This is a genomic window from Paraferrimonas sp. SM1919, assembly GCF_010993985.1.
GTDB lineage: Bacteria > Pseudomonadota > Gammaproteobacteria > Enterobacterales > Shewanellaceae > SM1919.
In genome coordinates, this window is record NZ_WINH01000032.1 from 1 (window position 1) to 23,099 (window position 23,099).

Here is a 23,099-nt window from a genome sequence, read left to right on the forward strand (position 1 = left end):
GGGCTAACTCCGAATGAATCGGAAAGGCGATACAAAGAAACTTATAAAACTGTGGCCAATTTTAGTTGACCACTACACTACTTATTAAAGCAAGGAAAGTCTGTTAAGTTTATTTTGGATAAAGATGGGAAGGTAGTAGAGTATAAACTTTATGATATCCGATTAAATAAAAACAAGTAATTGCTAGATGTGTAGCGGCATAGTTAATGGGGATAAACTATGCCACTTCACAACAACCCCTTATAACCCTATGGCCTAGATTCTTAGCATAAGCGATACACCCAAGCCCCGCCTATTGCTTAATTAGCATATTAACTTTATGGTAAAAATCATTGGGTTATATTGTTCAGGAATATAACCGAACAAGATAATACAAGACGCCAATCAGCAAGATTTAACCATGGCTGTCTTGGTTAAGCCACTATTAATTTTGTTAAGCCTGAATGCAGGTTGTGCGGCCGATTTTGATGTTAAAGCCCCATCCTGTCCGAAAACTTATAGCAAGCTTCATATTCTCTCAACAGAAGCTGATATAGAAACTTGTTTTGGCGAAACAAAATTTATTAAATACTCTAAAGATGGTCAACTAAAGTCTAGAAACTACTTATTAAAGCAAGGAAAGTCTGTTAAGTTTATTTTGGATAAAGATGGGAAGGTAGTAGAGTATAAACTTTATGATATCCGATTAAATAAAAACAAGTAATTGCTAGATGTGTAGCGGCATAGTTAATGGGGATAAACTATGCCACTTCACAACAACCCCTTATAACCCTATGGCCTAGATTCTTAGCATAAGCGATACACCCAAGCCCCGCCTATTGCTTAATTAGCATATTAACTTTATGGTAAAAATCATTGGGTTATATTGTTCAGGAATATAACCGAACAAGATAATACAAGACGCCAATCAGCAAGATTTAACCATGGCTGTCTTGGTTAAGCCACTATGACTGTCATGGTTAATCTTTTTCGTGGAGGTTATTAATGCTAAAGCAAATACAACATATCCAAAAGCTTGGAGTGTTTGATGACTTTATATGGAGGAGTGAGGTTAAAAACAAAGGTGGTGCTGTTCAGAACTTTGTTGATATCAACATCATCTATGGACGTAACTATTCCGGTAAAACCACGTTATCACGTATTGCGCGCGCATTAGAGACTGGAGAATTATCTAATAAGTATGGTGCGCCATCGTTCAAACTAAAATTTGATGACAACTCAGAAGTAACCTCTTCAACTTTATCTACCCAGAATAAGAATATTCGTGTATTTAACGAAGATTTTATTAAGGAGAATTTGCGGTTTATTCACAATCCAGATGACAGCATTGAACCGTTTGCCATCTTAGGTGATGACAACAATAAAATCGAAAAAGAGATTGAAGCTCTTGAGGAAGAACTCGGTTCTAGTATTGATGGGCAAGAAACCGGTTTGTTTGCCGACAAAAAGCAGGCCGCAGTTGCATACAGCAATGCCTTTGCCTCTCATAAACAATCGAATGAAAGTCTAGAAAAACAACTGGGTGATAAAGCGACTAATAAAGACATCGGCATTAAATATAAGCCTGAGCGTTTTGGTGACCAAAACTACACTATTACCAAATTAAAGGCCGATATCACAACTGTTAGTAGGCCTGATTTTCAGCCGTTAACATCAGAGCAAGTGAGCGAGCACGAAAAGCTGATTGATGAAAAGGTTTTGCCTGCAATACCTAAATTTTCTTCCCCTCAGCTAAGTTTTTTAAGCTTGGCACTAGAAGTTGAAACGTTGGTAACCAAGCCCATCAGTGAGTCTGATAAAATTCAGGCGTTAGTAAAAGATGCTGTACTTAACCGCTGGGTGAATGAAGGCCGTTCTCATCATCGAAATAAGCATGAAAAATGCGCATTTTGTGACAATGAAATTTCGACTGAGCGGTGGGCAGAGCTTGATAAGCACTTTGATGAAGAATCTGAGCAATTAGAAAAGTCGATTGATGCGTTGCTTGCTAAGATAGAAACCGAAAACCAAACAATTCAATCCGCACTCACCATAGATCAATCTGCTTTTTATTCCAAGTTTCACTCACAACTAACTGCCTTAAATTTAAGGTTAAAAGCTGCAACCAAAGACTATCTGCTTGCTTTAGGTAATCTAACCAAACAACTGAAGGTGCGAAAAGGTGATATTTTAAACGTTAAAGACTATGAGAGCCCCGCTGATGGTACCGCGAAACTAACGCAAATCTGGCAGGATTATAGTGACCTTTGCGCTCAATCAGAGTTATTTAGCAGCTCATTAGCCGACGAACAAACCAAGGCTAAAGCCGACTTGCGATTGAAAGAGGTCGCTGAGTACTTGCTTACGATTGATTACCAAACACAGCTCAATTCAATTGAAACCTTACGGCAGAAAAGAGACGAGGCTCAACAAGCGCAGGCGATTATCAACACGAATATTACCCAAAAACAAGCACAAGTTACGGCTAAGAAACGTGAACTGAATGACGAAGAAAAAGGGGCTAAAAAGGTAAATGAATATCTGAATAATTTTTTCGGACATCAGTTTTTGACGTTGGAGGCTAAAAAAGATGAAGGGCCAACGCAAGAGGCAAAACGTATTCGGTTTGAAGTGATCCGTGACGGCAAGAAAGCTTATCACCTAAGCGAAGGCGAGTGCAGTTTGCTGGCATTCTGCTACTTTTTAGCCAAGTTAGATGATGTCGCAACCAAAGGTTCAAAACCCATTATTTGGATTGATGATCCTATCTCCTCGCTCGATGGTAATCATATTTTCTTTATTTATAGCTTGTTGAATGCGGAAGTGGTCGAAAAAGGCAAATTTGCACAACTGTTTGTTTCAACACACAACCTTGATTTCTTGAAGTATCTAAAGAAGTTGAAAGACAGCTATCTTACTGTCGAAGGCCACAAGGTGAAATGTCAGAAAGCTTACTTTGTTGTGGTTAGACAAGATAAAAAATCCACCTTGCAGGTCATGCCATCCTACTTAAAAGAATATGTGACTGAATTTAATTACCTGTTTCATCAGATCCACAAATGTGCTTTTCTTGATGCCATTGATGATACCAACTACGTAACCTTTTATAATTTTGCCAACAATGCGAGGAAATTCTTCGAAATTTATCTGTATTACAGATACCCCGATCAGGGCATGACTTCAGAGACTCTTAGTGCATTCTTTGGTGAAGATAGTATTCCTGCAATTTTAACAGACAGGATTAACAATGAGTATTCACATTTATCTGGAGTCTTTGAGAGGGGCGCTTCTCCTGTGGAAGTTCCAGAAATGCAAACTGCAGCAAAGCAAATCATTGAACGGCTCAAGCAAGATAGTGACCAATTTACCTCGTTGATGAAAAGCGTTGGTGAGGAAATTGAGGTTGAGGCACTTGAGTTTGAAAGTGTATGAGTGGGTGCAAATGAATAAATGCAATGTTTGCGAATAAAGACCTAAATAAGATTAATACTAGTTCTAGCGTTATGCCTTATAAAATTGAGTTACTGCAATACCTACAAAATTTTAAGGCAATTTAGTTACGACAAACTCCTTTGAGGCACATATAACAGCTTGGAAGAACACGTTACTGCTACTCAATCTCCCTTTCACTTTGTGAAGCATTGAAGTGAGGAATAGCAATGCTGGGCAGGATGCCCAGTAAGGTCGGTTTGAGGCAGGACGCCGAATCTGACCGTGTGTGTAATGACGAGTGCACAATGCTGGTTAAGCAAAGTTAAGGGCGGCTCAGGGGTTGTTAGGGGAAAAAGCTGTTGTTTTCCCCTGACGTGCCGTCGGCACCCCGACACCCCTATTACGAATTAGCTCGCTGCTAAGCGCAAAACCCGACGCCGTTAGGCGTCATAATCAAGAATGGATTGTAACCACCTCTCTGCCACCTCTACTGACATCCCTTTACGCGCTGCGTAATCTTCTATCTGATCCTTTCCTACATTGGTCACACCAAAGTAGCGAGATTGTGGGTGGCTGAAGTACCAGCCTGATACTGCTGCAGTTGGGAACATGGCGTAAGATTCGGTGATGTTCAAGCCGATGCGTTTGTTAGGCTCTAGCAGTTCCCACAGCAGGCCTTTTTCAGTGTGATCTGGGCAGGCTGGGTAACCTGGGGCAGGGCGAATGCCTTGGTATTTCTCTTTGATTAACTGCTCGTTATCAAGATTTTCTGCTGCATCATAACCCCAAAACTCTTTACGAACGCGTTCGTGCATGCGCTCGGCAAAGGCTTCGGCTAAGCGATCGGCTAGGGTTTTAAGCATGATGGCGTTGTAGTCGTCATGATTGGCCTCAAAACGCTCTACGTGCTCGTCGATGCCGTGGCCAGCGGTTACTGCAAAGCCGCCGATGTAGTCTTGTTTTGCTGATTCTTTCGGGGCAACAAAGTCCGATAGACAGAAATTTGAGTTACCCACACGTTCAAGCTGCATACGCAGGTGGTGTAGGGTCATAAACGATTGTTCGCGGGTGGTATCGTTCTCTACCGAGTACAGTTCGATATCATCATGGTTAACGCTGTTGGCGGGAAACAGGCCAATCACCCCTTTGGCGGTAAGCCACTTATCACTAATGATTTTATCCAGCATGGCTTTGCCATCGGCAAATACCTTGCGCGCCTCTTCGCCTACCACTTTGTCTTCTAGTATGTCTGGGTAACGGCCGTGCAGCTCCCAACTTCTGAAGAATGGCGTCCAGTCGATACGGGTGGCCAGTTCTGCTAGGTCGTAATCATCAAACTGGGTAATGCCTAGCTTTTTCGGCTTCGGCGGGGTGTATTTGTCCCAATCGATTTCCGTTTTGTTATTACGGGCCGCTTCTATGCTGACAATGTTTTTGCGCTTCGCCTGATTTAAGCGCTTTTCACGCATGATGTCGTACTGGGCGTACTCGGTATCAATGGTCGCTTGGCGGGTTTCAGGATTGATCAGCTTTTGCACCATAGGCACAGCACGGGAGGCATCGGCAATGTAAATGGCGCCGTGTGGGTAGTGGGGCGCAATTTTCACTGCGGTGTGAATTTTAGAGCAGGTGGCACCACCAATAATGGCTGGAATGGTTAAGCCTTCGCGCTCGAAGGTTTTGACGTTGTGCACCATTTCATCCAGTGATGGCGTGATCAGGCCGCTCATCCCGATAATATCGACCTTCTCGGCTTTGGCGACTTCAACAATTTTTTCAACCGATACCATTACCCCAAGGTCGATGACCTCGAAGCCGTTACAGGCCAGGACTACGCCAACAATGTTTTTACCAATGTCGTGCACGTCGCCTTTTACGGTAACCATCAGCACCTTACCTTTGGTTTGGCCTTCAGTTTTCTCGGCTTCAATAAATGGGTTGAGGTAGGCCACGGCTTTTTTCATTACACGGGCAGACTTTACTACCTGAGGCAGGAACATTTTGCCGCTACCAAATAGATCGCCGACCACGTTCATGCCGTCCATTAATGGGCCTTCGATAACATCAAGCGGACGAGTTGCGCCCGCGCGAGCCTCTTCGGTGTCTTCATCAATGTAGTCGGTAATGCCTTTAACCAGCGCGTGTTCTAGACGCTTGTTCACCGGCCATTCACGCCACGCTAAGTCTTCAACTTTATTGGCACCGCCACCTTGGCCGCGGTATTTTTCGGCAATGTTAAGCAGTTCTTCGGTGTTGGTAGAGCCCTCGACCGGGCATGGGGTGTTCAGCACCACCGCTTCTACTTTCTCTTTTAGTTCTGCGTCAATGTCATCATAAATGGCCAGCTGACCGGCGTTAACAATGCCCATGTCCATACCGGCTTTAATGGCGTGGTATAGGAATACTGCATGAATGGCTTCACGCACTGGGTTGTTACCACGGAACGAGAACGATACGTTCGATACACCGCCCGAAATCATGGCGTGGGGTAAATTGGCTTTAATGGCCTTAATGGCGTCAATAAAGTCGACGGCGTAGTTGTCGTGCTCGTCAATACCGGTGGCGATAGCAAAGATGTTGGGGTCGAAGATGATGTCTTCCGGTGGGAAGCCCACTTTGTTCACCAGTACGTCATAGGCACGGGTACAAATTTCAATTTTGCGCTTAGCGGTATCGGCTTGGCCGGTTTCATCAAAGGCCATAATAATGGCCGCGGCGCCATAACGTTTAACCAGCTTGGCTTGTTGGATGAAGGCTTCTTCCCCTTCTTTTAGGGAAATTGAGTTCACCACGCCTTTACCTTGGATGCACTTTAGGCCCGCTTCAATCACTTCCCATTTCGATGAGTCGATCATAATTGGCACTTTGGCGATATCAGGCTCTGATGCAATCAGGTTTAAAAAGCGTTTCATGGCGGCTACGCCATCGAGCATGCCCTCATCCATGTTGATATCGATAATTTGTGCGCCGTTTTCTACCTGTTCGCGGGCAACCGATAGCGCCTCATCGTACTTTTCTTCTTTAATTAGGCGTAGGAACTTGGCAGAGCCGGTGACGTTGTTACGCTCGCCCACGTTCACAAACAGTGAGTCTTCCTTAATGATACAAGGCTCAAGTCCTGATAGACGACAGGCAACTTCGATTTCTGGCAATTTACGCGGGGCGTGTTTATCTACTGCGGCTTTAATCACGCGGATATGCTCTGGCGTGGTGCCACAACAGCCACCGACAATGTTTAAAAAGCCTTGCTTGGCCCAATCGCCAATAATGTCAGCCATTTGCTCTGGGGTTTCATCGTAGCCACCAAATTCGTTAGGCAGACCAGCGTTCGGGTGGGCAGAGACAAAGGTTTCACTAATGCGTGATAACTCTTCTACGTAAGGGCGCAGCTCTTTCGGCCCTAGGGCACAGTTAAGGCCGAAGGATAACGGCTTAACGTGGCGTAAACTGTGGTAGAAGGCTTCGGTGGTTTGGCCGGTTAAAGTACGGCCAGAGGCATCGGTAATGGTGCCAGAAATCATCACTGGCAGGCTTTCTCCCCGCTGCTCGAATACGGTTTCAACGGCAAACAAGGCCGCTTTAGCGTTCAGGGTATCGAAAATGGTTTCAACCAGAATAATGTCTGCGCCACCTTCAATTAACGCTTCGGTCGATTCAATATAGGCTTCAACTAAGGTATCGAAGTCGATATTACGAAAGCCAGGGTCGTTTACATCTGGGCTGATGGAACAGGTGCGGTTAGTTGGCCCTAGTACCCCTGCCACAAAACGCTGCACGCCGGTTTGTGCGCTAATTTCATCGGCCGCTTGGCGCGCCAGACGGGCACCTTCTAAGTTAATTTCGCGCGACAGCGATTGCATGTCGTAATCGGCCATGGCAATGGTGGTGGCGTTAAAGGTGTTGGTCTCTAGAATATCGGCACCGGCCAGTAAGTATTCCTTATGAATGTTCTTAATGGCTTCAGGTTGAGTCAGCACTAAAAGGTCGTTGTTGCCTTTAATGTCGCAATGCCAATCTTTGAAGCGTTCACCACGGAAGTCTTCTTCTTCAAACTTTAGGGCTTGGATCATGGTACCCATGGCACCATCAAGCATTAGAATGCGGTTTTGTAACTCGCGTTCTAGCTTGGCAAAGGCGGGGTGCTTGCTTGGGGTATGTGTGTTTGATCCTGACATTACAACTGACCTATCTTTGTTATTAGACGTATAGACGTCTATCTTATTCGACATTAGCACTTGGGGCAATGCTAATTACGCAATTACAGCTTTTCTAATTTGAGATTATTTCAGGGTAAGTTAAAGGTGTCATTACCCCAGAGGGAGTGGCCATTAGATCAATCGGCTTAGAGAACCACAAAGCCCAGTACCGATCTGGTGCTGGGCGATAAGCGAGGAAGATGACAGAGTTATTTTTTAGATGCTGCCTTCGGCGCTTTGGGGGCTTCTAAGGTGATATCACCACTGATAGTGTTAATATGGATTTTTGCGCCTTTGCCTGTTTCAAACTCTAGGCGTTTATGACGTGAGTACTTTTCTTTTACGACACGTGCCTGTGAGATGTTGGTCTGCAAATCACCACCTGGGCCGGCGTTAATGATGAAGCTGCCTTTAGGCACGGAATCAAACTGTACCTCAAAGTCGCCACTGACGGTATCTGCTCGAATCGATTTCAATTCTTTAACTTCTTTCAAAATCGCAGCAACGTCACCACTGACACTGTTTAGGTTGAGTTCTTTTACTTTAACTAATTGCAGGTTAGCATCACCGGATACGGTTTCAATATCAAACTGTTCCACTTCAGAGATAATATTTACACCGCCACTAATGGCACGAACACGCATTAAGCCCTTAGAGTTTTTGTCGTTAATGTCACCCGAAATGACTTCATAGCTGATATCACCTTGCAGGTTTCTGGCGGCAATTTCACCACTGATGGAGCTGGCGTTGACCGTGCCTTTAAGCGCCTCTAGATCTAGGGTTCCAGAGATGGTGACCAGTTCATGTTTGCCTTCGACTCCGTTGACTTTAACTTCAGTTGATACCCCATGAACATCCAGATCAGCTTTGTTAGGGATCATAAAAATAAGTTTAGTGTCCTGATATTTTCGGCCTTTATGGCTTTTGGGAACATCGATTTCGAACTTTACGTTGCCACCTTCCTTAACAAACTTTACGTCTTCCATGCTGATGTCTTGGTCGATATCGCCTTGTACTTGGACTTTGGTTTTGTTCCAACTTTTAATTTGTACTTCGCCGGCAGGCACCACAATTTCAACTTTTTTACCAACATCCATGTCAAGAATTTGGTCAATTGGGGCTGCCCATACTGTACTAGTAAAGCTTAGGGCAAAAATTAAAGCTAATTTATTCATGATTAACTCCTAAATACTGTTTAATTGGGGTTGTTGGCTTTCACGCAGAATTTCACGCTCTTTTTCTAACAGCCATAACCATAATTTCTGTAACTTTTGATTGTCAGGTTGTGCCAACAACGTTTTGAATACTTCGTCGGATGCGGTTCTTACTTCGGTCAAACCGGCATCGACGGGTTCCTGGGACAGTTGCCCCCAGCTGGTCAGTTGCACCTTAGCTTGGTATTGCTGTACCTGAGTTTGGTGCTGGTTGTTAATCAGCTCGAGCATGGCCAGCATTTGCGAGTTGTCCTGCTCTACAATTTGGCTTTTACCCATGTTAAAGCTGAGCACACTCACTAGTGCCATGCTGGCGGCAATGGCGACCCACTGCCACGGGTTTTGGTTGCTGCTTGTCTGTGCTGGCTTGTCGAGCTTGGCTGCAATGCTGGGCCATAAATCACGGCTGGGCTGCATGGCTTTAGGAAGTTGTTCTAATTGTTCATTTAAGTTACTCATGACAACATCTCCTGTAATAATGTTCTGGCCCTGTGGTACTGACCTTTGGAGGTACCCGGGTGGATGTTTAACATTTTGCCGATCTCTTGGTGGCTGTGACCTTCAATGGCAAATAACACAAATATGATTCTGGCGCGCTCTGGTAGTTTAGGCAGCAAAGCATCAATCTGATTTTCATCCATGCTCTTTACCGGTGCGGCTTCAATATGGTGATCTATCGGCACAAACCGCTGCCACCAGGTCGCTTGCTGTTTTAAAGTTGCAATGCAGTGATTCACCACTAAGGTGTGATACCAAGAGCTAAACAAACTATCACCATTAAATTGAGCCAATTTTTGCCATATTCGAACAAAGGCCCCCTGAGTTAACTCTTCAGCCAGGTATTGTTCACCCGCTAGACGGAAACAAAGGGCATAGACTCGGCCGACATGCATCCGATAGAGCTTTTCAAAGGCTTGTTTATCGCCCATGGCTGCCAAGCGAATAAGTTCGGCTTCATCTAAAGAATCAGGGGCCAGCTGTAAGTGGGCCATAGCTTTCGCATCCTTTACTTGTGTTGTTTGTATAGTTAGATAAGCTAACTTAGCAAAAGGTTGGAATGAACATTAACTTTTCTGGAATTATTTTTAAATGATTGAAGTGACAGACTATTTAAGCCCAGTAGGAAAGCTGCATATTGGCAGCCATCAGGGCCAGTTGTGCCTGGCTAATTGGGCCATAAGAAATCATAAGCAAAGGTGTGAGCAACGCTTAAGTAAAGCCCTAGGGGAGCGTAAAGTCGCTAGGAGTGATGTTAATAAAACGGCTATTGAACAGTTAGAACAGTACTTTGCGGGGGAGCGCCAGCAGTTCGATTTACCGATTAAGTTGGTTGGCACTGAGTTTCAACAAAAGGTGTGGCAGGCTCTGCAGCAAGTTGAGTTCGGACAATGTGCCAGCTACGCCGAACTGGCTGGTCGCATTGGTCAGCCGACCGCATTTAGGGCGGTGGCCAATGCTAATGGTGCCAATGTGTTGTCGATTATTGTGCCTTGCCACCGCATTATTGGCAGCAATGGCAAGCTAACCGGTTATGCCGGTGGCTTATATGCTAAGCGTAAACTATTAGAGCTAGAGGGGTTAGCTTAAGCTAAATATAAACTGCTACCGTCCTAGCGCTTGGCTTAAGCTTGGGTACAAAATCTCGGCAATTTTCGGTTGGGCTTTTTTGTTAGGGTGAATGCCATCACGCAGCATTAGTTCTGGGTAGGGGGCAATCTGCTCCATAAAAAATGGAATTAAAGTAATGCCTGTTTCTGCCGCAATCTGGTGATAAACCTGGGCGAACTTTTTGGCATAGCGAGGGCCATAATTAGGTGGTGTATGGATCTGGCTTATAACAACATGAATATTTTTCTGCTGAGCTAACTCAATCATTTTTGTTAAATTTTGTTTCAAGTCTTGGGGGGAATATGCTCGTAAGCCATCGTTACCACCGAGTTCTATAAATAAGGTATCGATAGCGTGTTGTTCAAGCAGGGCGGGCAGTCTGCGTAATCCTCCTGCTGAAGTTTCGCCACTGACGGACGCATTTATTATGGTATGGCTTGGCATTTTGCTGCGTAAAATTTCTACCCAGCCGTCTTTTTCATCCATACCGTAACTTGCACTTAAGCTGTCACCGAGTATTAATAGGGTAGCTGCTTTTGCAGAAACCGACGTAGTAGCAATCAGTAATCCAATAATAAATAGAGTTTTTTTTATGAGTAATGCCATTGAGGTTGTCCAATTAACCAAGTCTGTAGAAACCCAAAACGGGCTGCTTACTATCCTTAAGGGAATTGATTTTAATGTCAACTCTGGAGAGTCAGTTGCTATTATTGGCCCATCTGGTTCAGGTAAATCAACGTTACTTGGCCTTCTTGCTGCCCTAGATAACCCGACATCCGGTTCTATTTCCCTTGCAGGTACTGATGTTACTACGCTCGATGAAGAACAAAAGGCTGCCCTCAGAAAAGATAAAACCGCTTTTGTGTTTCAGTCCTTTATGTTGGTCGACAGTTTAACGGCCCTTGAAAACGTCATGCTACCTGCCGAATTAGCTGGCCTCAGCGACGCTAAAACCTTAGCCGAGCAATGGTTAGGGCGAGTGGGGTTAGCCGATAGACTTGAGCATTTACCAAAACAATTATCGGGTGGTGAACAACAAAGAGTGGCGCTGGCTCGAGCTTTTATCAGTAAACCTATGGTGTTATTTGCTGACGAGCCCAGTGGCAACCTTGATTCTGTCAATGGACAAAAGATTGCGGATTTATTATTTGAACTCAACCAGCAGCAGGGTACCACGCTGATTTTAGTGACCCATGATCAAACCTTAGCCGACCGTTGTGACAGCCAATGGCGCATGGAAAATGGCTTATTAAGTAAGGTGAACTAATGCAGCTGTTTTCTTTAGTTATTCGATTATTTAAAAGGGAATTGCTGCAAGGGCAATTATTACTGATTTTATTCGCATTGAGCCTGGCGGTATTGGCGGTCACCGGTTTATCACGGGTCAGCGAGCGTTTACAGTTGGCCATTAACGAGCAGGCCAGTGAGTTTATTGCTGCCGATAGGGTGTTGTCTAGCCCAAGGGAAGTTGACCCGGCATGGTTAACCAAGGCGGATGAACTCGGCATTGCTCACGCACAAACCCTAAGCTTTAGTTCGGTGGTATTTAGTGGCGAGCAAATGCAGTTAGTGCAGGTGCGTGCGGTATCTGCTAACTATCCCCTAAAGGGCATGATTGAGTTCCCCGAGGGCAAAAAACGCCTACTGCCTAATGCGGGCGAAGTGTTTTATGCCGAAAGGTTAGGGCCACTGCTCAATCACCCAGCCAGTCTTGAGCTGGGTTACAGTGAGCTCACTATGGCGGCGGCGATGCTGTCTTTACCGGATCAGGGCTTAAGTCTGTTTACCTCTGCGCCCGTGGTGTTAATGAACCTTGCCGATGTTGAGGCCACCCAGGTGGTGCAACCGGGGTCGCGCATTAGTTACTCTTATCAGTTTGTGGGTGACCAACAGGCACTTGATGAGTTTGAAGCTTATTTGAAGCCTTTACTGCTTGATACCATGCGCTTTCGGGATGTCAGTGAGGGCGATAGTCCAGTGGCAAGTGCCATCAATCGGGCTGAACGCTTTTTATTGTTAGCCAGTTTGTTAGGCATTGCGCTAGCTTGTGCAGCGATTGCCATTGCCGCAGGGCGTTATTGTCAGCGCCACTTTGATATGGTGGCATTACTGAAAACCTTAGGGGCTTCCAAGCAGCAAATCCGCTTTATATTTGTCGGCCATTTAAGCTTAATTGCGGTGGTGGCAACCTTGTTGGGCTTGTTGTTAGGGGCTGGCCTTGATGGGATTGTGGTACAACAGTTACCAGAGGCATTACAGCAGGCTAGCCCAAGCTGGTTAAGGCCATTATTACTCGGGGTTGCCACTGCGATAATAGCAATATTTGGCTTTGCCCTGTTGCCACTACTGGGGTTATTACAAGTGCCGCCGTTACGAGTGTTGCAAGGTCATTTAAAGGGTAAAGGCTTTGGCCTGACGTTGACCTCGATACTGAGTTTTTTAGCGTTGGCATCACTGGGATATATTTATTCCCAGAGTATCAGCCTTACGTTTTCAATCTTGATCGGCTTTGTGTTGCTGGCTCTGTTGCTGTGGGGGTGTGCGCTATTATTGTTAATGAGTTCTAAAGGGGTAAGTTTAAAGTTAACCAATCCTTGGCAACTGGCGCTGACTCATTTAAGGCGAAAAGGCAGTGAAAATGGTGTGCAGCTGGTGGGCTTTAGCACCGCATTATTGTTGCTGCTACTGATTGTTGGCCTAAGGCAAGACATACTAGAAGATTGGCAATCACAACTCCCTGAAAACACCCCTAACTATTTCTTGGTGAATATTGCCCCAGAACAAGTAGAGGGCGTGCAACAATTTATTGATGAACGTCAGCTTGAAGCGACCCCCTTGTCACCGGTTGTTCGTGGTCGTATGACCCAAATCAATGATGAGTCGTTGGTGAAAGTTGAAAAAGATCAGCAGCTAGACCAAGGGCAACGCCGAGGGGTTGGTCGAGAGCTTAACCTTACCTACGGCAGCGAATTACCCGAGCACAACACTTTGTTACAAGGGCAATGGTTCACAGGTGAAGGGGAAGCCTCACTAGAGGTGGATTTTGCTGAGCGCATGGCAATTGAACTTGGTGATGTGCTCCACTTTGACATTGGCGGTCAACAAGTTAACGCTAAGGTAACCAGCATTCGAGGCTTAAAGTGGGAAAGCTTAAAACCCAACTTTTTTGTTATCTTTTCCCCGGACGTATTGCCTGAGGCGAACGCGACCTTTATCAGTAGTTTTTACGCCAAAGGTGAGCAACAACAGTCGGTATTTGAATTGATTCAACGCTACCCAACCATTGCCCTTATTGATGTGGGTAAGATGGTGGAGCAATTACGTGGCATTGTCGATCAAGTCTCATTATCACTTACATTAGTGCTGGTCATGGTGATCATTGCCAGTTCATTGGTGATGCTGGCGCAGCTGCAAGCGGGCATGGGCTTAAGAATTAAAGAGCTGGCGGTATTTAAGAGCTTTGGTGCGAAATCTAGCCTGTTGTCTAAGGCAACGGCCCTTGAATTTGCGTTATTGGGGGCGATAGCGGGCTTTTTAGCAGTAGTCGTGGCAGAAGTGTCACTTTGGGTATTAAAAACCCAAGTGTTCGAGCTAGTAGTGAATATGCACTGGCACTGGTGGTGGCAGGTGCCATTACTGGGTGCGCTATTAGTTGGGGCGTTAGGTTATAGCGCCTGCAGCCAAAAACTGAAATTAACCACTTTGAGTTTGTTAAGGGAAATTAATTCGTAGGGTAAATCTGGGCAAGGGCGCTGGCAAGGTCTGGGTATTCAAATACAAAGCCAGCCTCTAGTGCCTTATGGGGATAAACCATTTGTCCGTCCAGCACTAGGGTGCTCATTTCACCAAGTACTAATTTCAGTGGTAATGCCGGTATGCTTAACCATAGTGGTTTTTGTAATTGAGCAGCCAGAGCCACGGCAAATTCTTTCTGGCTGACTGGGTTAGGGGCGCAGGCATTTATGCTGCCAGTGAGGGTTGGATGGTCAATACAGAATTTAATTAACTCAACCAGATCATCAATATGTATCCAACTTATACCCTGCTTACCGTTGCCGAGTATGCTACCCAAGCCACGACTAAAAGTCGGATAGAGTTTGGCCAACATACCACCATGTTTTGCGAGCACCACTCCAAACCTTAAATTGAGCACCTGAGTGACTTTCGAGGTGGCTTGGTTGTTGATTTCTTCCCATTCTTTGCAAAGCCTTGAGGGAAAGTCGATGCCATAGGGGCTTTGTTCATTGAGGTGATGAATATGGTGAGTGCCGTAGATGCCGACTGCGGAGGCATTAATGATCCTTTGCGGTGGTTTTGTCGAACTGGCCACTAGGTTGACCAATTGCTGACTAATACCATGACGACTTTGTTTGAGCTCAAGTCTACGCTTTACATTCCAGCGTTTAGCCGCGATCCCTTCTCCTGCAAGATTTATCACCACATCAAATTGATTAAGATTTTTTAGATTATCTAGAGTGTGGATATGGGTTATCGATGGGGTATCGGTTCTAGATTGTCTGGTTAAAATAGTGAAGTGGTACTCAGGCAGGGCAGCGATGAGTGCTTGCCCAATTAACCCAGTACCACCAGTGATAAGTATTTGCATGCTCACTTACTCTATAACTATTGTTTGTTATAGCTTAGTTGCATTGATACAGAATCGGCAAATCTTAGGGCGTGGGGTTTATCGATTTCAACACTAGCGTGCTCAACCCAGTCATGTTCACTGGCGATGGCGAGTACGTCAGAAGTAAGCTTCTCAAGTAGTAAAAAGCGATTATGCTCGACAAGGGCGATGATACTTTTGGTAATGGTGCGATAATTAAGAGCGTCACTAATGTCTTCAGAATTTCTGGCTTTATCGGCGCAGTATTTAATGATGACATTAATAATGACATCTTGTTTGTTTTTTATTTCGTCGTCATTAATGCCTATAAAAGTGCGTACTCTTAGGTTTTTAATGCGAATGACCGCTTGATCTTTATCCATTACCAATCCTTGTTCATTTTTTGATTTCAACCTTAGTCTATACGAGTTAGACTGAAAAATGGATGCTTTTTATAGAGTTAAGGAAATGATATGCACTCCTCTCAACCATCTATGGCACTTAAGACCTTTGTGCTCTTGGCTAGTTTGTTTATTGTACTTGCAGGAATAAAGTTAGCGAGTACAGTGGTTATTCCTTTTATTTTGTCTGTTTTTATTGCCGTTTTGATGAACCCCATGGTCGTCGCTATGGGTCGAATTAGAATACCTAAAGTGGTGTCGATCATTATCATTATGACGCTATTGGTGCTCGCGGGTATGTGGTTAGGTACTTTAATCGGTTCATCGATTAAAGAATTTACAGTACAACTGCCAAGTTATCGTCAAAAATTAGTGGGGCAATTTACTTGGGTGCTTACTTACTTAGCGCAACATAATATTATTTTGAGCCAAGAGGTGATTTTTTCCTATCTAGATCCTGCTAAAGCCATGTCTCTGGCAACCAATATGCTTTCTGGAGTTGGCGGAGTCATGGGTAATTTATTTTTAATTATCCTGACGGTGATTTTTATGCTTTTTGAAGCGCAGTCAATTCCCAACCGTTTACACCTGGCTTTAGATGACCCGCAAAATCGCCTAAAACAAATTGACCAATTTTTACAGTCAGTAAATCAATACATGGTGATTAAAACCATGGTCAGCTTAGGCACCGGTGCCATTGTCGGGATTGGCCTTTGGATCATTGGGGTGGACTATGTAATGCTGTGGGCGGTCATCGCTTTCTTACTTAATTACATTCCTAATATTGGCTCCATTATTGCGGCGGTACCCGCAGTGGCGATTGCGCTTATTCAATTAGGCCCAGGTGCGGCTGGGGCAACGGCCTTGCTATATCTTGTTGCTAATACTGTCATGGGTAACGTTATTGAGCCTCGCTTTATGGGGAAGGGGCTGGGCTTAAGTACTTTGGTGGTGTTTTTGTCTTTAATTTTCTGGGGCTGGCTACTAGGCTCTGTGGGTATGCTGTTATCGGTACCTCTGACTATGGTGGTGAAAATTGCCCTAGAAAGCTCTGAAAACGGCAAGCATTTAGCGGTATTGTTGAGTGATAAGGGGTAAGCGCAATGCTTTACATTAAGGGTTTGCTAACGATTTTAATCAGTACGCAATTGTGCCTGTTTTTTTACGATGGCTACCCTTGGGTTGAGCAAAGTATTTACAATGTTTTTTTAGAAGTGCTGCTAGTAATAATCGCTATTGGGCTATTTTTTTATGGCTTCAACAGCCTTTATCAATTTATAGAACAGCAAAAGAACGATTTATACAAAACATTATTAGCACTCCCTGCTTTAATGCTTTTTGGTCTAGTTGGTTACACGTTACCGGCACTTGTTTTATTGAGTAAGATTTTGAAGTAGAGCTTTTTATCTACAAAGAATGTAGGAATGTCATGATTCAATACAAATTATTTACGATATTAGCTGCAGCAAGTTTATGTGCCCCATGTATTGCTAAGACAGAGGTTCGTGAGCCAGAAGCCACGGTTAGTATTGCTCAATCTAAGTTGGTTAGCGCGGATAAGTGGATGGCGGCAACGGCGAATCCCCATGCTACTGAGGCGGCAGCAAAGCAGCTTAAAAACGGTGGCAGTGTTATTGATGCGGCGCTTGCGGCGCAGCTTACCCTAACCCTAACCGAGCCACAGTCATCGGGGATTGGTGGTGGCTTTTTTATGCTGTATTGGGATCAGCAACAGCAACAACTATTTACAGTAGACGCCAGAGAAACCGCCCCAGCCAGTGCCACTCCAGATCTCTTTAAAAAGCCAGATGGTAGCTACGCCAACTGGTTTGAAGCCATTGTTGGAGGGCGTAGTGTCGGTGTCCCTGGGGTCATTGCCGGGTTTGAGTTAGCCCACCAAAAGTGGGGCAAATTACCTTGGCAAAGCAGCTTTAGTCATGCCAGAAATTTAGCCGAAAACGGCTTTAAGGTTTCCCCAAGGTTGCATGGCTTATTGGCACGAAGGTTACATCCAGGATTTAAGTTTGAATCGAAGGCAACCGATTATTTCTACCCAGGTGGCGAGCCATTAGCTGCCGGTACCTTAATTAAAAACCCAGAATTAGCGGCAACTTATAAGCTGATTGCCAAAGAGGGGGCTAAGGGCTTTTACCAAGGTCAATTGGCACAAAAAATGGTGGCCGCAACTAATCACTCCCACGGCAGCAAGGGTAATATTTCCCTTGGGGACTTCAAGGGCTATAGTGCATTGGTACGTGAACCTGTGTGTTCTGGCTTTTTAGTGTATTCCGTTTGTGGTATGGGACCGCCATCATCGGGCGGTATTAGCGTTGGTCAAATTTTGGCGACCTATGAACAACACGCCGATAAGGTCCCCAGCCTTGAAACGGCAGAGGGAATTCATTTGTATTCCCAAGCGGCCCGCTTAGCCTTTGCCGATAGAGAGCTTTATATTGCTGACAGTGACTTTGTCGCAGTCGACTCAACTTCGCTTTTAAGTCCTGACTATATTAATCAGCGGGCTTCACAGGTGGATATGAACAAGGACATGGGTAAGGCCAAAGCGGGTAAGTTAGCCTTAGCCTATGCTGAGGATCAAGCTTTAGAATTGCCCTCAACTACCCATCTTGTAATGAAAGACAGCCACGGTAATTGGCTGAGTATGACCAGCTCGATAGAAATGGCCTTTGGTTCATCGGTAATGGTTGGCGGATTTTTATTAAATAATCAGCTGACGGACTTTTCGTTGGTGCCCTCGAAAGACGGCTTGATGGTGGCCAACCGAGTCGAGGCCAATAAACGCCCACGTTCATCGATGGCACCGACTATGGTACTTAAAGACAATCAGCCAGTGTTAGCCATAGGCTCGCCCGGTGGCAGCCGTATTATTAATTATGTCTCCCAAGCCTTGATTAATAAACTGATGTACCAGCAACCCTTAGATAAAGTGCTGGCAACAGGCCGTGTGACCCACAGAAATGACTATTTAGCCCTTGAGAAAGGCAGCAATTTAGAATCCCTAGTGCCTGCGTTAGAGGCTAAAGGGCATAATATTAAGGTGATAGACTTAAATTCTGGCATTCAAGCCATTGAAGTGAAAAACGGTAAGCTTTATGGCGCGGCCGACCCACGCCGTGAAGGGGTGGTAATTGGCCAATAAGGCTTTGCTTTATGGTCCAACACCAGCAAAGTAAAAGGGCTTAGGCATTCAGAGCCTAAGCCTTTATCTTAACCGCTGACTTGGAAGCGGTCTGGGTTTAGCTTAGTAATAACCCAGCGTTCGTTGATTTTATTTAAGATTAACTCTCTATCGTCAAAACGTCTTTTATTGTCTTGATAGCCATCGAGTTTGATTTGCACTTTGATGTCTTTAACTTTGGTGCGAAAAAAATCGATATCAATATTTTTCACTTCTAAGGCGACATTATCCATGACTACCCCTAATACATGTTTTTGGATGGCTTTAGGGGTGTGGTAATGTTCCATCAATTGGTATATCTCTTGATCAACAAATTGCTTAGCTTGCTCGATATTTTTATCAATATAAACCGCTTGCATGAAAGCTAATGCAACTTTCTCGGGTTTGTTATGTTCGTATGCGAACTGACAACCTAGCAATGGCAACATCAAAAGCCCAATGATGATGTTTTTTAGTGACATAAGCTCTCCTTGCACTAGTATCGACTACAACTTGATGCTTCTTAGCTTGCTATCATAAAAGCGACCATGTTATTAAAATATTTATCTTTATTATGGTTATCCACAGAATTTGTGGATAACCATGTTGAAAAACATAATTAACAAAACTATCTTGATGAATAATAAGGCTTTTAAATCAATAGTACGATTTGTAGCCAGTAATGTGTTTTGTTAAAAGTTACAGGTTTTCAAGGACCACCTGATGATGATCTTTTGTTTTAAACTTATTTAGTATTTGTTCAATTTTACCATCTAAGCCTATGACAAATGTGATCCTATGGATACCATCAAATTGACGCCCCATAAACTGTTTTAAACCCCAAATACCAAATTGTTCAGCGACTTGGTGGTCGACATCAGATAAAAGGGTAAAATTTAATTGCTCTTTCTCGGCAAACTTGAGTAGTTTGGCAGGTTTGTCTGGGCTAATGCCAAAGACAGCAACATTTTGTTGATCGAGTTGGTTTTTAATGTCCCTTAACCCTTGAGCTTGTACAGTACAGCCAGGAGTCGCAGCTTGCGGGTAGAAATAGATGATGATTCTTTTTTTACCAATAACATCTTCGATATTGTGTAGCTGTTGGTGTTGATCAGGCAAGATAAATTTGGGGACATCACTGCCAATGGTAAGATCATTAAATGGGCTGCTAGGCAGTACAGGGTTTAATGCTTCTACGACGGCTTGATGGTGGTCTTTAGTTTTAAATTTGGTCAGTACCGCTTCTATTTTGCCATCTAAACCAATAATAAAAGAATAACGATGAATACCGTCTTTGATGTCTTTACCGACTTTTTTGGGGCCCCAAGCACCAAACGCTTCAGCGACTTGGTGATCTTCATCTGCCAGTAAATCAAAGTTTAGCGCTTGTTTGGTTTTGAAATTCAATAACTTGGATGGCGCATCAGGGCTGATCCCAAAAACCACTAAATTTTCTTGATCCAAGGCGGATTTATGGTCCCTAAGCCCTTGAGCTTGCATGGTACAGCCAGGGGTTGAGGCTTTAGGATAGAAGTAAACCAGAACTTTTGACTTACCGATATAATCCCCAAGGTGAACGACTTGTCCGTCTTGATTAACTAAGGAAAAAAGGGGGGCTAAGTCGGATTTTTTTAAGGTATTCATGCTGGCTCCTTTACTGCATTAATTCAATTTCACTGTCTAGTTCAAGTTGCTGAGCTAAATCGTCAATGGCAGCTTTAATTTTATCGACATCCACTTTAGGTGGAATACTCAGTAAAAGCTCCATCTTTTGATTATTATCCGCTAAAGATTGGGTTCTTACACTTGCTAAGTCGATTCCCCGTAGGGCTAACTCTTCGGTAATGATTTTCATGGTGCCGACTTTGTCTTTGCCGGCAAAGTTAACTTTCATCTGAGCAACATAATCAGTGACATCATGGGGAGTGCAAGGTTTCATCACGGTTAATAGCTCAAGGGAAGCGGCTAAAGCAGGCAATTCTGCTTCTAATCTAGCGATGGCTGAAAATTCACCGGTTAACATCATGCTTAAGGTGAGTTGGTCGGCATAAATCGCCATTCTGCTATCCACAATATTGCAATGACATTCACTCGCTAGACGTGCAAATTGACTGACTAAGCCCGGGCGATTGGTACCTAGGGCGGTAAATACCAAGTTGTTTGACATGAATTTTCCTTGAAATATCTTAACTTTAAAGCTTAAAAAGAGTAGCTTTAGCATTTATGTCCCATGCTAACACAAGTATAGAACTTCATTAAATGCATAGCCGCGACAAGTTTATTGATTTGCTGCATTTAATATCCTTGTCTTTACTTGGTTGCAGTCGTAGTATTACAACCTCTGAAGTTGAGGAAATAACATGTTAACAGGAAGCTTAGTTGCTCTAATCACCCCAATGCATACCAATGGGGAAGTTGATTACGCCAGTTTAAAAAGGCTAGTAGAGTTTCATATAGAACAAGGTACCGATGGCATTGTAGCTGTAGGAACCACTGGTGAGTCCGCTACTTTACCAGCTAAAGAACATATTGAAGTTGTGTCAAAAATCGTTGAATACGCCAATGGTCGTATCAAGGTTATTGGGGGTAACGGTGCAAATTCAACCCTAGAAGCAATTGAGCTAACTAAAGGTTGTGAAAAAGCAGGCGTAGACGCCATGCTTGGCGTGACACCTTATTATAACAAGCCTTCTGAAGCGGGTTTGATCGCGCATTATAAAGCGGTCGCTGCTGCAACTCATATTCCTCAAATCTTGTACAATGTCCCTGGTCGCACAGCATTAGACATGAAGCCGCAGACCATCGCCAAACTCTGTGATGTGGCCAATATTATTGGTGTAAAAGAAGCCTCGGGTGATGTTGCTCGTGTTGCTGAACTTCGTCAACTCTGTGGTGAAGATTTCCTATTATTTAGTGGTGATGATGCCACCGCCAAAGAGTTTATGCTTGCTGGTGGTAATGGGGTTATTTCGGTGGTTAACAATGTCGTCCCTAAACTGTTTAAGCGTATGTGCGATGCCGCTTTGGCGGGTGATAGGGAGCTGGCTACCGAACTGGACCAACCCATGCGTCAACTTCACGACGTCCTGTTCATTGAAGCGAATCCCATTCCAGTAAAATGGGCGGTTTTGCAAATGGGACTTATTGATAACGGCCACATTCGTTTACCATTAACGGAACTAAACTCGGATTTTCATGGTCAGGTTAAACAAGCGATGAAAATGGCAGGAGTTGAGGCCTAATTTGATGGACAAAAAAATAATAACTGTAGCGATTGCTGCTTTAATGGCTACAGCTTGTTCTTCGGTGACAGACCGCAGAACGGTTAATGATGCGGACCTTTATGCATCATCTCAAAATTTACCTAAATTGGTTATTCCTCAAGGGTTAAATGAGCCAACTTATAATAACGAGTACGCTATCCCAACAGTGAAGTCGAGCCAAGATGCAAGGGTTGGCAATCAAATTGATATTAGACCTCCAATGCTAGTGTTGGCGACAGCTGAGGGTACCAGAGTAGTTGATGAAGCATCTGATAACGTTAAGGTTTTAGTGGAAACCTTACCTGGTCAGCAAACCATTGGTTCTGAAGTTTATGACTCACTTATGGAGTTTTTAAATAAGCAAGGGATCATGACCACAACAGCCGATCAGCAAGCTGGAGTGATTGAAACTGACTGGATTGTATCGAGCGATGTAGTCGAAACCTCTTGGTTTAGTGGTGATACTGTTAATTCGATAAAACAGCGTTTTAGTTTTAATATTGATATTCGTCCACATGGCCGCAGTGGTGAGGTAACCATTAGCTTGATTGATTTTGAGCAGGATATCAGTGGCGAAGTTGTGGATGTATTGACCGATGTGGATAAGCGCCGCTATGCGATAGACATGCTTAATGATGCAATTGCATTCATAAGTGCCAAGCGTTCTTATGAACAACGTCAAGCCCGTATTGCTAACAGCCGAGGTATTGAAATCAGTCAAAATGAGCAAGCCCATAGTTGGCAAGCTAAAGCGACCTTCAATCGTAGTTGGGCGCGCTTGGGTATGATTTTACCTGAGCTAGGTTTTGAAATCGAAGATAGGGATCGTAATGAAGGGGTGCTTTATGCTCGCTTCAAGGATAATTCTAGCTTCTGGACTGGTTGGTTTGCCGATAAACCGCTCGATATCGATGAGGATTTGTATCGATTTAATCTGGTGGATGAAGGTGAGCAAACTAAAGTGGAAGTTTACGACGAGGCTAACGAGCCTTTATCATCCGAGGATGCCGCTAAAGTTTACCAAGCATTAAGTGTTGTGCTGCAAGCGGACAGAAAAGTGAAATAAGTTTATAAGGGAAGCAATCGCTTCCCTTTTTTTTTGGAGGGGATGGCAGCTATTAAGCGCCAATACTGCTTGATATTTTTTCAATCTGACTCCTACTGCTCAGACCTCAAGCTGGATATAAGCTGAATTTGTAATAAACTTTTTCCGACGCTTGTA

General features: G+C 44.2%; 19 protein-coding genes and 1 pseudogene. 9 read left to right on the forward strand and 11 right to left on the reverse strand.

The features are described 5' to 3' along the window. The first annotated feature begins 400 nt into the window (after positions 1–400). On the forward strand, positions 401–703 hold the full coding sequence (locus GFB48_RS15910) for a hypothetical protein (RefSeq protein ID WP_163938068.1): 303 nt from the start codon (positions 401–403) through the stop codon (positions 701–703). 317 nt (positions 704–1,020) lie between these two features. Continuing rightward, positions 1,021–3,411 (forward strand): AAA family ATPase, encoded by a 2,391-nt coding sequence (locus GFB48_RS15915; RefSeq protein ID WP_240464892.1) that lies wholly within the window; start codon positions 1,021–1,023, stop codon positions 3,409–3,411. Between the two features lie 440 nt (positions 3,412–3,851). Here the strand turns inward: GFB48_RS15915 and metH are convergent, their stop codons facing one another. The 4 genes from metH to GFB48_RS15935 all read right to left on the reverse strand — a co-directional run bounded on the left by metH (position 3,852) and on the right by GFB48_RS15935 (position 9,813). After that, positions 3,852–7,586, reverse strand: coding sequence for a methionine synthase (metH, locus tag GFB48_RS15920; protein ID WP_163938073.1), 3,735 nt, complete (start codon positions 7,584–7,586; stop codon positions 3,852–3,854). Positions 7,587–7,816: 230 nt separating this feature from the next. Continuing rightward, a complete protein-coding gene (locus GFB48_RS15925; RefSeq protein ID WP_163938076.1) occupies positions 7,817–8,782 on the reverse strand; it encodes a DUF4097 family beta strand repeat-containing protein in 966 nt (321 codons plus the stop codon). A 9-nt stretch (positions 8,783–8,791) separates the two neighbouring features. Then, a complete protein-coding gene (locus tag GFB48_RS15930) occupies positions 8,792–9,280 on the reverse strand; it encodes a hypothetical protein (RefSeq protein WP_163938078.1) in 489 nt (162 codons plus the stop codon). Then, a complete protein-coding gene (locus GFB48_RS15935) occupies positions 9,277–9,813 on the reverse strand; it encodes an RNA polymerase sigma factor (protein WP_163938081.1) in 537 nt (178 codons plus the stop codon). The genes GFB48_RS15930 and GFB48_RS15935 overlap by 4 nt, the downstream gene beginning before the upstream one ends. Positions 9,814–9,910: 97 nt before the next feature. Between GFB48_RS15935 and GFB48_RS15940 the strand changes: the two genes are divergently transcribed. Further along, positions 9,911–10,408 carry a methylated-DNA--[protein]-cysteine S-methyltransferase gene (locus GFB48_RS15940; protein ID WP_163938084.1) on the forward strand — a complete coding sequence of 166 codons (498 nt, stop codon included), beginning with the start codon at positions 9,911–9,913 and terminating at the stop codon, positions 10,406–10,408. A gap of 15 nt (positions 10,409–10,423) precedes the next feature. Here the strand turns inward: GFB48_RS15940 and GFB48_RS15945 are convergent, their stop codons facing one another. Further along, positions 10,424–11,035, reverse strand: a complete 612-nt coding sequence (locus GFB48_RS15945; protein ID WP_163938086.1) for an arylesterase — start codon at positions 11,033–11,035, stop codon at positions 10,424–10,426. On the opposite strand from GFB48_RS15945, the gene GFB48_RS15950 reads away from it, so the two are divergent. Continuing rightward, positions 11,022–11,696 (forward strand): ABC transporter ATP-binding protein, encoded by a 675-nt coding sequence (locus GFB48_RS15950; protein WP_163938089.1) that lies wholly within the window; start codon positions 11,022–11,024, stop codon positions 11,694–11,696. The two genes, GFB48_RS15945 and GFB48_RS15950, sit on opposite strands and share 14 nt — an antisense overlap. Then, positions 11,696–14,161: an ABC transporter permease gene (locus GFB48_RS15955; RefSeq protein ID WP_205597750.1), complete on the forward strand. Its 2,466-nt coding sequence runs from the start codon at positions 11,696–11,698 to the stop codon at positions 14,159–14,161. The genes GFB48_RS15950 and GFB48_RS15955 overlap by 1 nt, the downstream gene beginning before the upstream one ends. On the opposite strand, the gene GFB48_RS15960 is transcribed toward GFB48_RS15955, so the two are convergent. Then, positions 14,151–15,035: a TIGR01777 family oxidoreductase gene (locus tag GFB48_RS15960; RefSeq protein ID WP_163938092.1), complete on the reverse strand. Its 885-nt coding sequence runs from the start codon at positions 15,033–15,035 to the stop codon at positions 14,151–14,153. The two genes, GFB48_RS15955 and GFB48_RS15960, sit on opposite strands and share 11 nt — an antisense overlap. Before the next feature lie 17 nt (positions 15,036–15,052). After that, positions 15,053–15,418, reverse strand: coding sequence for a dihydroneopterin triphosphate 2'-epimerase (gene folX, locus GFB48_RS15965; RefSeq protein ID WP_163938094.1), 366 nt, complete (start codon positions 15,416–15,418; stop codon positions 15,053–15,055). 90 nt (positions 15,419–15,508) lie between these two features. On the opposite strand from folX, the gene GFB48_RS15970 reads away from it, so the two are divergent. Together GFB48_RS15970 and ggt are read left to right on the forward strand one after the other, a co-directional pair. Beyond that, complete coding sequence (locus tag GFB48_RS15970; RefSeq protein WP_163938097.1) at positions 15,509–16,534, forward strand: AI-2E family transporter; 1,026 nt, start codon at positions 15,509–15,511, stop codon at positions 16,532–16,534. 331 nt (positions 16,535–16,865) lie between these two features. Beyond that, positions 16,866–18,596, forward strand: coding sequence for a gamma-glutamyltransferase (gene ggt, locus GFB48_RS15975; RefSeq protein ID WP_240464893.1), 1,731 nt, complete (start codon positions 16,866–16,868; stop codon positions 18,594–18,596). Between the two features lie 68 nt (positions 18,597–18,664). Here ggt and GFB48_RS15980 read toward each other — a convergent pair whose 3' ends face one another. From GFB48_RS15980 to GFB48_RS15995, 4 genes and pseudogenes are all read right to left on the reverse strand, one after another. Continuing rightward, on the reverse strand, positions 18,665–19,096 hold the full coding sequence (locus tag GFB48_RS15980; RefSeq protein WP_163938100.1) for a hypothetical protein: 432 nt from the start codon (positions 19,094–19,096) through the stop codon (positions 18,665–18,667). A 217-nt stretch (positions 19,097–19,313) separates the two neighbouring features. Then, positions 19,314–19,760, reverse strand: a complete 447-nt coding sequence (gene bcp / locus GFB48_RS15985) for a thioredoxin-dependent thiol peroxidase (protein WP_240464894.1) — start codon at positions 19,758–19,760, stop codon at positions 19,314–19,316. 36 nt (positions 19,761–19,796) lie between these two features. Further along, positions 19,797–20,258 (reverse strand): annotated as a pseudogene (gene bcp / locus GFB48_RS15990) (thioredoxin-dependent thiol peroxidase); the annotation flags it as partial. Between the two features lie 10 nt (positions 20,259–20,268). Further along, entirely contained in the window at positions 20,269–20,781 is a 513-nt protein-coding gene (locus GFB48_RS15995; protein WP_163938103.1) for a glycine cleavage system protein R, read from the reverse strand. 193 nt (positions 20,782–20,974) lie between these two features. On the opposite strand from GFB48_RS15995, the gene dapA reads away from it, so the two are divergent. After that, positions 20,975–21,856: a 4-hydroxy-tetrahydrodipicolinate synthase gene (dapA, locus tag GFB48_RS16000; protein ID WP_163938106.1), complete on the forward strand. Its 882-nt coding sequence runs from the start codon at positions 20,975–20,977 to the stop codon at positions 21,854–21,856. A gap of 4 nt (positions 21,857–21,860) precedes the next feature. Further along, positions 21,861–22,943 (forward strand): outer membrane protein assembly factor BamC, encoded by a 1,083-nt coding sequence (gene bamC, locus GFB48_RS16005; protein ID WP_163938108.1) that lies wholly within the window; start codon positions 21,861–21,863, stop codon positions 22,941–22,943. Positions 22,944–23,099 lie beyond the last annotated feature (156 nt).